The organism is Nostoc sp. 'Peltigera membranacea cyanobiont' 213, from assembly GCF_002245975.1.
In the GTDB taxonomy this organism is placed as follows: Bacteria; Cyanobacteriota; Cyanobacteriia; order Cyanobacteriales; family Nostocaceae; genus Nostoc.
This window is the reverse complement of the sequence record NZ_NOLI01000001.1, coordinates 117,622-132,533: the sequence shown is the minus strand read 5'-3', so window position 1 is coordinate 132,533 and position 14,912 is coordinate 117,622. Positions and strand designations below refer to the sequence as shown.

At 42.4% G+C, this 14,912-nt stretch carries 14 protein-coding genes; 5 read left to right on the top strand and 9 right to left on the bottom strand.

The window, feature by feature from the left end:
- The coding region (locus CDG77_RS37310) for a hypothetical protein (protein ID WP_223269674.1) at window positions 1-271 on the top strand (271 nt) is incomplete at its 5' end.
- A gap of 191 nt (window positions 272-462) precedes the next feature.
- Here the strand turns inward: CDG77_RS37310 and arsS are convergent.
- From arsS to CDG77_RS00550, 7 genes are all read right to left on the bottom strand, one after another.
- Window positions 463-1,470 carry an arsenosugar biosynthesis radical SAM (seleno)protein ArsS gene (gene arsS / locus CDG77_RS00580; RefSeq protein WP_094327363.1) on the bottom strand — a complete coding sequence of 336 codons (1,008 nt, stop codon included), beginning with the start codon at window positions 1,468-1,470 and terminating at the stop codon, window positions 463-465.
- 205 nt (window positions 1,471-1,675) lie between these two features.
- Window positions 1,676-2,635, bottom strand: a complete 960-nt coding sequence (locus CDG77_RS00575) for an inorganic phosphate transporter (protein WP_094327362.1) — start codon at window positions 2,633-2,635, stop codon at window positions 1,676-1,678.
- A gap of 161 nt (window positions 2,636-2,796) precedes the next feature.
- Window positions 2,797-3,765: an arsenosugar biosynthesis arsenite methyltransferase ArsM gene (gene arsM, locus CDG77_RS00570; RefSeq protein WP_094327361.1), complete on the bottom strand. Its 969-nt coding sequence runs from the start codon at window positions 3,763-3,765 to the stop codon at window positions 2,797-2,799.
- A 214-nt stretch (window positions 3,766-3,979) separates the two neighbouring features.
- Window positions 3,980-4,654, bottom strand: coding sequence for a response regulator transcription factor (locus CDG77_RS00565; protein ID WP_094327360.1), 675 nt, complete (start codon window positions 4,652-4,654; stop codon window positions 3,980-3,982).
- 195 nt (window positions 4,655-4,849) lie between these two features.
- A complete protein-coding gene (locus CDG77_RS00560; protein WP_094327359.1) occupies window positions 4,850-5,137 on the bottom strand; it encodes a Mo-dependent nitrogenase C-terminal domain-containing protein in 288 nt (95 codons plus the stop codon).
- Window positions 5,138-5,528: 391 nt separating this feature from the next.
- Complete coding sequence (locus CDG77_RS00555; protein ID WP_094327370.1) at window positions 5,529-7,061, bottom strand: SagB/ThcOx family dehydrogenase; 1,533 nt, start codon at window positions 7,059-7,061, stop codon at window positions 5,529-5,531.
- A gap of 252 nt (window positions 7,062-7,313) precedes the next feature.
- The gene (locus tag CDG77_RS00550) at window positions 7,314-8,162 is read right to left on the bottom strand and encodes a M28 family peptidase (protein WP_094327358.1); all 849 of its coding nucleotides are present in this window, start codon (window positions 8,160-8,162) and stop codon (window positions 7,314-7,316) included.
- Between the two features lie 516 nt (window positions 8,163-8,678).
- Between CDG77_RS00550 and dnaK the strand changes: the two genes are divergently transcribed.
- From dnaK to CDG77_RS00530, 4 genes are all read left to right on the top strand, one after another.
- A complete protein-coding gene (dnaK, locus tag CDG77_RS00545; protein WP_094327357.1) occupies window positions 8,679-10,784 on the top strand; it encodes a molecular chaperone DnaK in 2,106 nt (701 codons plus the stop codon).
- A 142-nt stretch (window positions 10,785-10,926) separates the two neighbouring features.
- Complete coding sequence (locus CDG77_RS00540) at window positions 10,927-11,922, top strand: DnaJ C-terminal domain-containing protein (RefSeq protein ID WP_094327356.1); 996 nt, start codon at window positions 10,927-10,929, stop codon at window positions 11,920-11,922.
- Between the two features lie 152 nt (window positions 11,923-12,074).
- On the top strand, window positions 12,075-12,599 hold the full coding sequence (locus CDG77_RS00535) for a J domain-containing protein (RefSeq protein WP_094327355.1): 525 nt from the start codon (window positions 12,075-12,077) through the stop codon (window positions 12,597-12,599).
- A 31-nt stretch (window positions 12,600-12,630) separates the two neighbouring features.
- Window positions 12,631-12,903, top strand: coding sequence for a DUF3143 domain-containing protein (locus CDG77_RS00530; RefSeq protein WP_094327354.1), 273 nt, complete (start codon window positions 12,631-12,633; stop codon window positions 12,901-12,903).
- A gap of 171 nt (window positions 12,904-13,074) precedes the next feature.
- On the opposite strand, the gene CDG77_RS00525 is transcribed toward CDG77_RS00530, so the two are convergent.
- Both CDG77_RS00525 and cdaA read right to left on the bottom strand, forming a co-directional pair.
- On the bottom strand, window positions 13,075-13,824 hold the full coding sequence (locus CDG77_RS00525; protein WP_094327353.1) for an isoprenyl transferase: 750 nt from the start codon (window positions 13,822-13,824) through the stop codon (window positions 13,075-13,077).
- Window positions 13,821-14,765, bottom strand: a complete 945-nt coding sequence (gene cdaA / locus CDG77_RS00520; RefSeq protein WP_094327352.1) for a diadenylate cyclase CdaA — start codon at window positions 14,763-14,765, stop codon at window positions 13,821-13,823. The genes CDG77_RS00525 and cdaA overlap by 4 nt, the downstream gene beginning before the upstream one ends.
- Window positions 14,766-14,912: the final 147 nt, after the last annotated feature.

Below are 14,912 nucleotides of genomic sequence, written 5' to 3'. Positions count from 1 at the left end.
ACTCAACCTACTCAAGCTGCAATTGCAAATGCGTCAACTAACGGTAATGGCACAACTCCTTTGCTGCAATAATCCACCTGACTTGAAAATGGGAGTAGGGGTATTAAAAATGACAATATCCCAGTCAGTATCGCTTTGGGGAGACAGCCAACGCAAGCGATCGCCATATAAAAATCTGGATGTCTTAGCTATATCAAGAAAGTTAGCGGGAAGCTCAATAGATGCGTCTGGGTATTTAAGGTTAATCAAACCAGGGATTATATCTTGGTAACTGTGCCGGATGAGATTGAGATAAGCAACAATTAATTCACCACTGTACAATAGAAAATGAAAAAACCGCAAAACATAATGTTTCACGGTTTTCAGTGTGGTGTGAGGGGTTTAACTAAGTATCATCATAAAGTAACAGCCCAATAACAACGCACTGGTAACAATTTTGGTAACAGACTTTTTTTAACAACCTTAAAGCAAAGCACCACCACAACTAGAACCACACCCAGCAGTACAACCATAGCAATAAGCAGCCGTTTGGATCTCACTAATTAGGTCTAAACTGCCAGCTTCTAGCAATTTGCTAACTGTTAAGGTTTCACCATTGCGAGTTTTTGCAGGCAAATTCATCATCTGGTTAAAGTCACAATCATACACATTTCCTAGATAATCAATTGAAAGTTCATCGCGGCACATTAAATGTTCAACTGTGTCAGGATTAAAATGCGACTCTAAAAACTGCAAATAGCTGGTGTACAGTTTTCTCCGTTCTAAATGCATTTTTGTTCTACCAACTGGAAGGTTGGTAATGGTGAAGAGGTTGTTAAATACAATATTAAAATGTTCTTGTAAGAACATTTTATAATCTCGTTCTAGGTTAGTCTGTTCGGGAGCTAAAGAAAATTTTTCACTAGTGGGTAACTGGGGATTAAATACCAAGTCCAAAATTAAATTTTGTTCTTTACCATAGCCAACTTTGTTAAGCCATTGTAAAGCTTTGACTGAACTATCAAAAACACCAGAGCCACGCATTTTATCAACATTATCTGCCAAATAGCAGGGTAGGGAAGCCACAACTCTTATTTGGTGTTGAGCAAAGTATTCTGGTAAATCAGAAAATCCATCTTCAAAATAAATAGTCAAATTAGACCGGACAATTACCTGCTTACCAGATGCTCTAGCTGCTTCTACTAATGGCTTAAATCCATAATTCATTTCTGGTGCGCCACCAGTTAAATCTACAATTTTAGTTTCGGGAGATTTATAAATTAGCGAAATCAATTGTTCGCAAATTTCAGGAGAAAGTTCTTCTGTACGTTTTGGCCCAGCTTCAACATGACAGTGTGTACAGGAAAGGTTACAGCGCTTACCTAGATTTATTTGTAAAACAGTGATTCCCTTTTTTGTCAAAGGGGAATTGAGTTTATCTTTAAATGATGTGACTTTTGAATCTAGCGTTACTTGTGATTGAGTTTGCATTAGTTACTATCCCTTAAATATGGTAGAAATATATTCAACTTTTCTAAGAGGATGTTTGAAAAGAATTTCGCCGTGATTTTAGGCACTTAGCGATCCCCCCTAACCCCCCTTAAAAAGGGGGGAAGAATCAAAGTCCCACTTTTCAAGGGGATTTAGGGGCATCTAGAACGTTTTGATACTTACAATAGGACTTTTCAAACATCTTCTAACCTTGCAATAATCTGTAAGTTATTGCACTAATAATTGCAGCAGTGGGTAAAGTTAAAATCCACGATAATAATATCTGATAAGAAACACGTAGATTAAGTTTTTTACCAGTTAATCCTACTCCAAAAATAGAACCAACTGAAACATAAGTGCTAGAAATAGGAAGACCAAATCGGCTAGCTATAATGACCAAAATTGCAGTTACTATATTTGCTGATAAACCTTGAATATGATTCAATGAAGTAATCTTTTCACTCATAGTGATAGCAACTTTTTGGGAGTTAAGTAAACCGCCAAGTGCCATTGCGATCGCAATCGTGATCATTCCCCCCTGAATAGAAAAATACTCAATAATTAGAACGATTGAGAAAATCTTAGGAGTATCATTTAATCCTCTCGCAAAACTGATAATTCCAGCGCTGATAAAATGGCAAGCATCAATCCTTTTCTGATTGACTGGTAGGTTCCACTTGGAATTGATATAGCCAGACAAGCTGTAAATTCCTGCTCCCAAGAAAATAGCAATGATGGGACTGAGTAATAGAGGTAAAATAAAGGAATTTACCAAAACTGCAAAATTGACTTGGAGTCCGAAGGCTACTAATCCAGCACCAACAATAGCACCTGTTAAACTGTGAGTTGTGGAAATAGGAAACCCGATGAGGGTTGCGATCAGTACAGTTAAACCAGCAGCAAGAGCAACTGCGATATGAAACTCTGGTGCATTAGCGATCGCATCAGGCACTAATCCTTTCCCAGAGAAGTTTTTAATTAGCGTACCTGCCAAAAAAGTTGCAGTTACTGCACCACCTAAAGTTGTAAAAGTTGCCCACAAAATTGCTGTTTGATAGCTGGTAGTTCGGCTACCAAACAACGTTGCCACCCCTTTACAGTTGTCATTGGCACCATTGCAATATGCTAAAAAAAGCGTAGCGATAAATAGACTAATTAACAACATTTTGGGGTTATAAAGAAGAAGTCAGAATCTATAATTCAGAATGCAATTAGTCAAATATTCAAATTGTGCATTCATTCCCCGGTAGCACAGAATTGTTCTGTTCGCGGAGCGTGCCGGAGGCATTATTCCGACTACTGACACCTGAATTCTTTCCTAATAAATTAACAGCAACCACCACCGCTATAGTGCCAGGTTGAATTGGTAACAATTATTTCTGTTGGCTTGAGTGCCGCAAGTTTAGCAGCAGTTTTATCACACACTGCTGCGGGAATACCTCGCTGGAGTATATGTCCTGCTGAGTCGTCAAAGAAGGGTTCTGAGCCAGCATAAATTGCTGTTTTTCCCGTGAAAATACAAGCGCCATCTTCGGGAATAGCAACTTTAAAGGAGACAGAATCCAGGCTTTCTAAAAGTAGATGTCCGTCTAAATTATAAGTATGGGAATCTAGTAGACGATAAGGACGACGGGCGCGAATTTCAACTTGACCAAAGCCAGCATTTGTAATCCGTTCAGTATACTCTTGATATGTGAGTGCGCCTGATAAACACATGGCTCTCAGTCGTTCATCTTCTTGAAGATGTGCCGGAATTTGACTAGTAGCAATGGGATCGCTCATCTGCAAACGTCCCCCTGGTTTTAATACCCGATAGGCTTCTTTTAAAGCACGGGTTAAATCTTCTGGCTCAAAAATATTGAAAAGGCAATTCTGCGCCACAATATCAACGCGAAGATCCGCAACGGGTAGGTTAAAAGCATCGCCTTCGCGGATTTCCACAAAACTGGTGTCAAACCACGGGTTTTCTTGAGCAGCAATTTCCAGATTGCGTGTGGCTGCTTCCCGCATCGCTTCAACCGGTTCAACGGCAATTACAGCACCTGCATAGCGGGAGAAATAAGCGAATTGCAAAGCTTCTAAGCCGCCACCAACGCCGACATAAAGCACAGTCGGTTGCTTTCCTAATTCGGTGGGATGAACGGTAGTGCCACAACCATAGTTCATTTCCTGCATTGCCAAAGGAATTTTTAATCCTGGTAATTGCAGGGGTGTACTTTGCACACAACAAAGTCCAACTTGCGGGGTTTCGGCAACTTCGCGGTAGAATTGCGCTGCTGTTTCTAGATAGGTCATGCCACTTTAGATTATTAGATGATGACAGTTTTGTGCATCCTAGTATAATTAACCCTAAGTTGGATGAGTTTTTGCCGATCTTGCCAAAAACCCCAAATCTTCATAGTATAAAAGCTTTTGGGCTTCTACGTTCATCGAAATTTAACATTGGGAAATGGAGAGACAAAAGAAACAAGGGGGAATTATTTCCAATCCCCAATCCCCAATCCCCAATTCAATCATGCAATGTGTAGCCGATACCACTCACTGTTTGAATGAGGGACTTTTCGTTATTGGCTTCAAGTTTCAGACGCAGGTAGCGGATATGAAGCTCGATGATGTTAGCATCGCCCATGAAGTCGTAAGCCCAGACTTCTTGTAAAATGCGATCGCAAGTAATTACTTGTCGCGGATGGGCCAGCAAATATTCTAATAAATCAAATTCCTTAGCAGTTAACTCAATTAACCTCTGCTCTCGGTACACTTGGCGAGTGCGACGATTTAAACTTAGGTCTTCAAATTCTAAAACATCTGCAACGTCTACTTGCCGGTTTCTTCGCAGATGAGCGCTAACTCTGGCTAATAATTCATCAACGCTGAAGGGTTTAACGAGGTAATCATCAGCACCAGCGTCTAAGCCTGCAATGCGATCGCTCTCTTCATCTTTGACGGTTAATAAGATTATCGGCACTCGATCGCCAATACTTCGCAGGCGGCGGCAAATTTCCAACCCTGACAAACCTGGCAACATCCAGTCTAAAATTACTAAATCTAGATGTAACTCACGCGCTGCGGTGAGTGCAGTTAATCCATCGTAGGCAATACTGACTTGATAGCCTTCATAATTCAATTCCAATTCGACAAATCGCGCCAGTTTGACTTCATCTTCAACCAGTAAGATGTGCGTCATGATGATGTTAATGATTTCAGCAGGGTACGGTAAGCAGAAATACTGTCTGGAAACACTTTAGTGAGGTGCCAGCTACTTACATAGCCAAACATCTAAAATTAGGTGTAAGTTAGCTTAGTATAAAGCTGAGTAAGTAACAACCGTAAGTTTTCAAATACCGATGGCTGCTCGATCGAAGAACGACTTAACTGGCTATTAGCAATAGATTGCAATATCTTCACCACACTCATCGGCAAGATAACAGAGCGCTTTAAAACGCAAACCAACCACTTCTTCGTATAGGGGATTTAATTTACACATTGGAGGAATGTGAAATAGCTTCCGGCCAAGGAACTTAATATCTCGCTCAAAGGGACACTGAGCAGGGATCGCTTTGCACAGAAAATGAGCCAATTTGGAGTTATGAATTTCTATTGTTTCCAACCACTGGCGGAGTGGGTGCAGTAGGTCATTTTTTGACTGAATTTGGATAAAGCTTGTCATAATTTTTCACCTTAAAATTTCAAACTAGATTGAGTTTGTTGTATCTGAACCTATATATATAAATCCGGTTAGGTTCTATAGTTTTATGCACTGATTTTTTCTTCTTTGGTTCTCCACAAAGATAAAATCAGTCTCTATTTACACTGTTGACTACACATTCAAGTGCGATAGTTCCCGATAATTTGTTAAGGCAACATATCTTTTTTGCCGAACTGCATTTCCTTATATGAGAGCCAGTGCGTTGGCGTTGTCTTACGCCGTAGGCTAACGCACCGATCGTCTTAACTAACCCTACCAAAGTCTGGTATTACGACAAATTCCAAAAGGCTATAGTTAAGTGGACTTGATGTTGTTTGCGGTAGCCTGCGGTAAAATTATGCACATCTACGTTTTATCTTGGTCGTCCCAATGTAGTGATATATAGAGCAGCTTCATCAGCAGGAATACCCAAAACATCATTTACTTGGTCATCAAAAAATCCACCGATACCGCTAACGCCTACATTTAGGTGCATTGCGGCTAAATTCAGGCGTTGTCCCAAATGACCGGCATCCAGATGTAAGTAACGGTAAACGCGATCGCCATATTGTGCGATCGCAGCCTTTAAATCGGCTGTATGAAATAACACTGCTGCTGCATCACGCCCTAATTCTTGCCCCAAACAGAGAAAATGTAACTCTCGCCGGAAATTTTTAAACCGAATTTGGCGTAATTCTTGGGCTTTGGGTGCGTAATAGTAACAACCTGACTCCAGTCCTTTAACTCCGCAAACAGCAATAAATGTTTCGATTAAATTCAAATCAAAGTAGTCTGGAGAAATATCTAAACTTTGATCGATATAATTTTGCGGTTGGTAAGTGAAATCGAGTAAACTTTTTAATTCATCGAAAGTTAAATCCTCACCATTATAAGCGCGGGTAGAGCGTCGCTTGTACATAGTACTTTCTAGTTCTGACAGCTTTTTTCCCCAATCTATAGGTGCAGTAGTGGTGGGAATTTTCAAACAGAAAGGAAAGTTATATTTATCCTCTAAAGATTTCTCTTGTTTGATAACTGGTAAATTGAGATTGCCAGTTACACCTGATTGAATCTGGGTGTGTCGATGGAAATATGTCAGCAATTCACCATCGGGGATTTGAGGATAACTGGTTTCAGTGGCGGAAGGTAAAGCAGTACATCCCAATGGCAAATTTTGATTGACATCTAACAAGTCTGCCAGAGGTAAGACAGCGATCGCACCTTCTTGTTGCGGATCGATATAAAGCAGATCGTTTACCGATTCGTCCACAAAGCCGCCGATTAAATGAGGGCGAAAGTCAGTAATCGCACCAGCCAATTCGATATTGCCTAACAGATGTCCCGTATCTAGAAAAATCCGGCGATAAGCCCGATCTTCATAGCGCCATGCAGAACGATAGAATACCGCAGTGACAATAATCGCTAGTTGGGTATTTTCTAAAGAAGGATGCCAGAAACAAGCTGCTTGGAGAGTTTGCCAAACATCACTTTCCCAATAATGCATCAGAGAATGAGTCCGACACTGGTAGTTATACAAACCAGGTGGCAATAACGACGTGCCACGGGAAACCACATAGACTTCAGCAGGGTATAATCCGCCGGCACTGGGAGCAGCACGTAAATACACAGCACTACCCATAGAAGGCATTCTCGCTGTCAATCCATAGCTGCGAAACAGCAACCGGGAGAGTCTTTGCCACCATTGAGCATCTGGGTTATTAGCAAATCCCTCTGCTTTTTCTTGAATATAGGGTTTGAGATCAAAAGTAGAGCCAATTTTGTACTCTTTGAAAGGCACTGGCTGTTTAGTCCAGTCTAACTGCTGACTTTTGGAGGCAAGAGTCTCAGGGTTGTATTTAGTCCGTTCGTGGTAATGCTGGGCAATTGATTGGTGTAATTCTGGCATAGTACTTTTAATATCCTTGGGGCATCCTTTTTTGATCTTGGCATTCATTAGCCCCATTGTTTCGTGTCAATTCGTACAATCCTCATAGTCACAAAGTGGTAATTGGTAACAACTGTATTGGGAATTGGGAATTGGGGATTGGGAATTGGAGATTGGGAATCTGGTTAAAATCCTTGTAGAGATATAGCATTGCTACGTCTCTACAAGGATTCTGGATAACGCATATTTAATTTCTGGATATGTCTAATATTTTCACAACCGTCGAATGGCAATTTCTAAGCCTTCACAGACACCGCTAAGAAAATTTAAATCTAAAGTAGCGATCGCATCACTAGGTTTGTGATAATGTGGGTTTCGCAAGAATGCCGTATCTGTCACCATCATTGCCGGATAACCTAAATCCCAGAAAGGCGCATGATCGCTAAGTCTGGTTTGGGGAACTATTAAACCTCGATTCGGCACGGGTAGCCATTGACTAGCTACGCCAGTTTTGCGAATATTACGGCTCATGCCAATTAAATCAGGCAATGTCCGCAAACTGCCAATTAAAGCAATAAAATCACCTTTATCTGGATAGAAGCGTTCTAGAGGCGGGGGATAACTTTGAGAACCAGGTGTAGAATCCTTATAGCCCAGCATTTCTAGGGAGATCATTAAGCGTAGCTGTTGCTTTTGTTGGTACAACAAGGCTGCATAATCAGCACTACCCAGTAAGCCGTATTCTTCCATATCGAAAGCAACTAGCCTTAAAGGATATCTGATCGGCACAGATGCAAACTTTCTGGCCAATTCCAGCAACACAGCTACACCTGTGGCATTATCATCAGCCGCAGATGTTCCCGGAACTCCATCATAATGAGCGCCAATTAAAATCGGTGGCAAATCCTTTTTTTGTCGTCTAGCTTCAGGGGGTAAATTTAATATCAAGTTCTTACAAGCTTTACCCCTGACTTCAAAGGTGTGGATTTCCACACTCCCCCATTGAGAAAATTCTTGACGGATGTATTCTTGGACGAAAAAATGTCCAGCCGTTGCCATGTAAGGATCGCGTTCTCGCGCGATCGCAACCAGGGAAGTTTGTAATCGCTCTGTTAAATTCAAATTTTTAAAATAGCCTTAATATTAAGGTTTTCAGGCACTCAAAGAAGCAGAAATTTATTATTAAAGTGCATTTAGCAACTTATAGATTCAGTGCATAGAAATAAATCAGATAACAAGAATTGAGGCTGCTTGGACACAGCAATCATCGTCAATGCTATCCTAGTCTTGCAACTATCTCCTCTAGCTGTACTTCTTAGCTCAATGCCTTAAGGATGACTATTATACCATTAATAAAGAGGCAAGGGGGCAGGCAGCAGGCAGCAAGGGGGATAGAAAAGCATGGGGATTCGCCATCTGTTGCGCTAGCTTCCCACAGGGTACAAGAACCACTTAGTGGGGGACTCAGACCCATGTTCCGCTCTGCTCCAGAGCATAAGCAGTCATTTCCCCCTGCTCCCTGCCCCCTTCCCCCTGCCTCTTTATTGAGGTGTTTTCATCCCATAGCATTCAAGCTAGAGGTAGTTTCGCCCAATCATAATAAATAATATATAAGACACTTTAGGAGAAGAGTAACGCATGGGCAAGGTAGTCGGCATCGACTTGGGTACAACCAACTCAGTAGTCGCCGTTATGGAGGGTGGCAAGCCGGTGGTGATTGCCAATGCAGAAGGAATGCGAACAACACCCTCCGTAGTTGGCTTCAGCAAAGAAGGCGAAAGGGTCGTTGGGCAAATGGCACGGCGGCAAACCGTCCTCAATCCCCAAAATACCTTTTTTGCAGTGAAACGCTTCATTGGGCGCAAATATGCCGAACTTAGTCCAGATTCTAAGCGTGTACCCTACACCATCCGCAAAGACGAAGTAGGTAATATTAAAATTGCCTGTCCCCGCCTCAATAAAGATTTTGCCCCAGAAGAAATTTCGGCAATGGTGCTGAAGAAATTGGCAGAGGATGCTAGTCAATATTTGGGCGAACCAGTTACAGGGGCAGTGATTACAGTCCCCGCTTATTTTAACGATTCTCAACGGCAGGCAACCCGTGATGCTGGCAGAATTGCCGGTTTAGAGGTGCTGCGGATTCTCAATGAACCGACTGCTGCATCTTTGGCTTACGGATTAGATCGGGGTGAGACGGAAACTATCTTAGTCTTTGACTTGGGTGGCGGTACTTTTGACGTATCGATTTTAGAAGTAGGCGATGGAATATTTGAAGTCAAAGCTACTAGTGGAGATACGCAACTGGGTGGGAATGACTTTGATAAAAAAATAGTAGATTGGTTAGCAGAGCAATTTCTAGAAACTGAGGGAATAGACTTAAGACGCGAGAGACAATCTTTACAACGCCTGATGGAAGCGGCCGAAAAGGCAAAAATGGAACTTTCCTCTGTCAGCGTTACCGATATTAACTTACCTTTTATTGCTGCTGACCAAGAAGGCCCCAAACATCTAGAAACTCGTTTAACTCGTTCCCAGTTTGAAGGTTTGTGTGGTGATTTGGTGGGGCGATTGCGGACACCAGTGAAACGCGCCCTCAAAGATGCCGGACTTTCACCTAGAGACATTGAAGAAGTGGTATTAGTTGGCGGTTCTACAAGAATGCCAATGGTAAAGCAGCTAGTGCGGGACTTAATTGGCACAGAACCTAACGAAAACGTTAACCCCGATGAAGTGGTGGGAGTGGGTGCAGCAATTCAAGCCGGAATTCTCGCCGGCGAACTCAAAGATGTGCTGCTTTTGGATGTCACACCCCTTTCTATGGGATTGGAAACCATTGGCGGCGTGATGAAAAAACTGATTCCCCGCAATACCACCATTCCAGTCCGTCGTTCTGACATTTTTTCCACGTCTGAAAATAACCAAAATACTGTGGAAATCCACGTAGTTCAGGGCGAACGGGAAATGGCAGCAAACAATAAGTCTTTAGGACGTTTCAAGCTGTATGGTATCCCGCCAGCACCACGAGGAATTCCTCAAGTTCAGGTGTCATTTGATATCGATGCTAATGGTATTTTACAGGTAACAGCTTTAGATAGAACCACTGGGCGAGAGCAGAGTATCACCATTCAAGGCGCTTCTACCTTGAACGAGTCAGAAGTGAATCGAATGATTCAGGATGCTCAGAAATACGCCGATGTCGATCGCGAACGGAAAGAACGGGTAGAAAAGCGGACTCGTTCTGAGGCGCTGATTTTCCAAGCAGAACGGCAACTCAGAGAAGTAGCACTCGAATTTGGTATGCAGTTTGCCCGCAGCCGTCGCCAAAGAATTGATAATATTTGTCGAGACTTAAAAGAGAGTCTTAAGGAAAATAGCGATCGCGGTATCGATCAAGCCTACGCCGATTTGCAAGATGCTCTCTACGAGCTAAATCGGGAAGTCCGCGAGACTTATGCTGAAGATGAAGATGACGACTTGTTAGGTACTATCCGTGACATCTTTACTGGCGGTGATAAGGATAAAGAACGCGAATTTCCCAAAGATACATACAGAGATTCGTATCGGGAACGCGACTCATACAGTAAGGACTATGGCAGAGATTACGGTAAAGATTATAACAGAGACTATGGTCGAGAGAATAACCGAGACAGTCGTTCTTCCTCTTATGAAAACCGTCCTCCACGCAAAGCCCGTCCTAGCTATCAAGATAACTGGGATGATGAAGAAGACAATGATTGGTTGTAGTACTTTTAATAAAAGTTAGGAGTGAGAAGTTAAAAATTAAAGATTAAATTCTTCAATTCCTAACTCCTGTACAGACGCGATTAATCGCGTCTTTACTCCTAATTAATCCAAAATCTAAAATCTAAAATTTAAATAACTAACTATGCAAAATTTGCCGAATTTCCGCGATTATTACGAGATTTTAGGAGTATCTAAAGACGCTTCTGGTGAGGAAATTAAAAAAGTTTATCGGCGTTTAGCGAGGCAATATCACCCCGATCTCAATCCGGGTAATAAAGAATCTGAGGAAAAATTTAAGGATATCGGCGAGGCTTATGAAGTCCTTTCAGACTCAGCCAAGCGATCGCAATACGACCAGTTTAGCCGCTACTGGAAGCAAAAAGGCTTTGCAGGCAACAAACAAACGCCAAAGGCTAAAACTTGGCAGAGTGGCGCTAGCGATCGCAACGGCAATCAGGACGTAGATCCAAGCCAATTCTCCGACTTTGAAAGCTTTATTAATCAAGTGATTGGTGTCAAAAATAAGAGTGGGGCAAGTAATTCTAGTAATGGTAATACTAGCGATCCGTTTCGTTCCCCCAGAACAAAAGTTGCCTATACCGTTAACACTCCACCTCGCACTACCCGTCGAGATATAGAAGCTAGATTAACGTTACCACTAGAAAAAGCTTATCAAGGTGGTAATGAACGCATTCGTTTGGAAGATGGGCGATCGCTAGAAGTTAATATGCCACTAGGGATGGTATCAGGTCAAACCATCCGTTTACGGAACCAAGGTGTTGGTGGTGGCGACCTATACTTAAAAATTACCGTTGAACCTCATCCATTATTTAAGCTAGATGGTTTAAATATCCTCTGCCAAGTACCAGTTACTCCCAGCGAAGCAGTTTTAGGAGGACAGGTAGAAGCCCCAACTTTGGACGGGCCAGTGAAAATGACCATACCCCCAGGAGTTAGGTCTGGTCAAAAATTCCGACTAGGGAATAAAGGCTACCCCAGCGATGACGGGAAACGTGGCGATCAATTAGTAGAAATTCAAATAGTTACCCCGAAAAATATTACTCAAGAAGAACGGGAAATTTACGAAAAATTGCGGCAAATTGAAACCTTTAAACCCCGCGCTGATTTATTAGGTTAGGGATGAGTAATTATATCAAGCTATTGAGCAAAATAATTACTAACTCAAAATTGCTGTGTCTTCTTCTGTCTTCCCCAATTCACAAAGGATTTAAAATATAAAAAATATCTTTGAGCAAAGTGACTCAAACAGCCGTGAATCAAAACGGGGCAATGCCACAAAGCAGTAAACCAACTTATTACTCCCTGCTAGGACTGCATCCCTCGGCGTCAGTAATTGATATTCGTCGCGCTTATCGAGAACTGAGCAAACGCTATCATCCTGATACTACAGATTTGCCTACTGCGATCGCTACTTCCAAATTTCAGCAAGTCAACGAAGCCTACGCGACCCTTAGTCATCCAGAACGGCGCTTAAGCTACGATTTAAAAATTGGCTATTCCCGATTTGGAGTGATTCAACCACCCCCTGACTTGAATCATCCCGTCTCGCGTTCTCATGACTGGTCAAAGTCAGCTTACCTTGACGCTAGCGATCGCCCCTTATCATCTGGCGAAATTTTTGCTTTATTTATGCTGGTGTTAACATTTGTAGGTTGTCTGTTATTAGCAGTTGCCATTGGCTTAACTCGTGGTGATGCTGCTTTTCAAAGCCATTTACTACAGTCAACTCCATCTGTACAACAGCAGATTAACTATGTATCCCAAGTAATTACCTTTATGGTAATTAAAAATTAAAAAATTTCCTAATCCAAAATCTAAAATTCCTATGCCTCTTCTTCCCTCTGAAACGCCTCTATATAATCATCCCCTGCCACAAATTGAACAGTGGCTAAAAGACCAAGGCTGTAAACAAGACGAAACCCAGAAGCATTGCTGGCATGTGCAGCGACCTAGTTGGCAAGCTGAACTATGGCTCGACGTTGAGCAAATCGTAGTGCGATATGTCCAATCTGGGGAAAATGGACAAGATATTCAACGCTCATTTAAATATTCTCTGAGTCGGGATGATGTAGAACAAGCTGTATTTTCTGGGCCATAAATCAAGTGCTGAGTACAGTTCACCGTAAATTTAGACCAAAGTCGATAGCGATCGCAAGAGTGGGTATTCCCAAAACTGAGTACCCAGTTGTGAATTCTGAGTAGAAGAGTTAACAGAAAAGAACATCTTTTGTCTTCTTCCTGACTGAATTACTTCTGACTCAGCACTATTTTAAACTTTTCCAAATCGCCGCTCCCGTTGCTGGTAAGCACACAAAGCGCGATGAAACTCAGCCCGATCGAAATCGGGCCAGAGAGCATCGGTAATATAAATTTCTCCATAAGCCATTTGCCAGAGAAGGAAATTTGAGAGGCGCATTTCTCCACTGGTGCGAATTAATAAATCTGGGTCAGTAATTCCGGCAGTATACAAGTGGCTTTCAAATACCTGTTCATCAATTTCATCAGGTTGTAACAGACCTTGTTGAACTTGTTTTGCGATCGCCTGACAAGCTTGTAGAATTTCTTGCCGTCCGCCATAATTAGTTGCCACTGAAAACCGGATACCGCGATTATCCTTGGTTTTTTCCATTGACCGGGATATTTCTTGCTGGAGCGATCGTGGCAGAGCCTGTAAATTTCCTACAAATTTAATTTGAACATTCTCTTCGACCATTTCCCGCAGTTCTTGGCGCAAAACTCTTTGAAACAGAGTCATCAAAAAATCTACTTCTTCCTGCGGTCTTTTCCAGTTCTCTGTAGAAAAAGCATACGCTGTCAACGCTTGAATTCCCCAATCCTGACAACAGCGAAGTAAATCCTTGAGAGCATCTACTCCTCGCTTATGACCCATAAATCTAGGTAGACCCTGACGTTTAGCCCATCGACCATTGCCATCCATAATCACCGCAACATGCTGCGGTAATAGTTCTCGTTTTAAGTCAGTAGGCAAATCTTGCAGTTTAGTTTGTTGTGCTGTCATTTTTTATCTCGAGAATCGGTCGTTCGCGTAGCGCGTCGAAGACGTGGTAATCCGAGTAAACGTGAAACCAGTGCTAGTGTCTTCCCACCTATCCGACGAACAAAACTCAACAGACCAGGAGCAACAGCTTCCCTATCTACGGTTGGTGACAAAAGAGCCTCTAATGACTCTTTTAGTTTTTTAATCGTCAGTGGTCTATTTAGGGTTCCCCGTTCCGCTAAGGAAATGGAACCCGTTTCTTCAGATACGACGACACAAATGCAATTTTCGACCCGCTCAGTAATTCCCATTGCCGCTCGGTGGCGTGTTCCCAACTGGCGCGAGGCTGTGCGTCCCGAAAGTGGTAAAATTATACCGGATGATATGAGCCGTGAGCCACGGATTAATGTCGCTCCATCGTGTAACAAAGTTTTCGGCTGAAAAATTGTCTGGATTAGTTCTTTAGAAACCTCCGCATTTAGCTTTACTCCTGGCACAGAAAAATCTCGCTCATCAATTGGCCCTGTGGTTTCCACAATTAGTAAAGCTCCAATCCGGTTTTTTGACAATTCTTTAACAGCCTCAACAATTTCATCAATTACACTATCAGATTTGGGAATTGCCAGCCGATCGGGTTGAAATAACTGGCGGAATTCGCCACGCCCCAATTGCTCCAAAAACCGCCGAAACTCCGACTGTAAAGCAACTGCCATTGCTACAGCACAACCAATCACCAACTTTTCCAGTACAAAACTTAGCAGAGGTAGTCCTAATCTGCCACTTAGTGCTGAGGCTAGCATTAAGATAATGAACCCCCGCACCATCCACAGTGTCCGGCGCTCACTAATAATAACTAGTATCATGTACGTCAGCGCCAACACTAACACTATATCCAGAGTCCCAAGTAGCAAGGACTGTGACCACCCCAGGTTTATCAGCCATTGCTTCCACCAATCTCTCATGACATCTGGATTACACTTTTGCCTCTAATTACACTTAGTCATTGGTCATTAGTCATTTGTGATTATTTCCTGGCTAATGAACGCCACTTGCTTTAACGGGGCGAACCCCCTTCGGGTGAGGCTCCTACGTCACTACCGCTTCGCTAA

Excerpts from the sequence above, each read along its gene's own strand:
- arsS (WP_094327363.1), bottom strand. The coding sequence starts at position 1,470 with ATGCAAACTCAATCACAAGTAACGCTAGATTCAAAAGTCACATCATTT.
- CDG77_RS00575 (WP_094327362.1), bottom strand. The coding sequence starts at position 2,635 with ATGTTGTTAATTAGTCTATTTATCGCTACGCTTTTTTTAGCATATTGC.
- arsM (WP_094327361.1), bottom strand. The coding sequence starts at position 3,765 with ATGACCTATCTAGAAACAGCAGCGCAATTCTACCGCGAAGTTGCCGAA.
- CDG77_RS00565 (WP_094327360.1), bottom strand. The coding sequence starts at position 4,654 with ATGACGCACATCTTACTGGTTGAAGATGAAGTCAAACTGGCGCGATTT.
- CDG77_RS00560 (WP_094327359.1), bottom strand. The coding sequence starts at position 5,137 with ATGACAAGCTTTATCCAAATTCAGTCAAAAAATGACCTACTGCACCCA.
- CDG77_RS00555 (WP_094327370.1), bottom strand. The coding sequence starts at position 7,061 with ATGCCAGAATTACACCAATCAATTGCCCAGCATTACCACGAACGGACT.
- dnaK (WP_094327357.1), top strand. The coding sequence starts at position 8,679 with ATGGGCAAGGTAGTCGGCATCGACTTGGGTACAACCAACTCAGTAGTC.
- CDG77_RS00540 (WP_094327356.1), top strand. The coding sequence starts at position 10,927 with ATGCAAAATTTGCCGAATTTCCGCGATTATTACGAGATTTTAGGAGTA.
- CDG77_RS00535 (WP_094327355.1), top strand. The coding sequence starts at position 12,075 with ATGCCACAAAGCAGTAAACCAACTTATTACTCCCTGCTAGGACTGCAT.
- CDG77_RS00530 (WP_094327354.1), top strand. The coding sequence starts at position 12,631 with ATGCCTCTTCTTCCCTCTGAAACGCCTCTATATAATCATCCCCTGCCA.
- CDG77_RS00525 (WP_094327353.1), bottom strand. The coding sequence starts at position 13,824 with ATGACAGCACAACAAACTAAACTGCAAGATTTGCCTACTGACTTAAAA.
- cdaA (WP_094327352.1), bottom strand. The coding sequence starts at position 14,765 with ATGAGAGATTGGTGGAAGCAATGGCTGATAAACCTGGGGTGGTCACAG.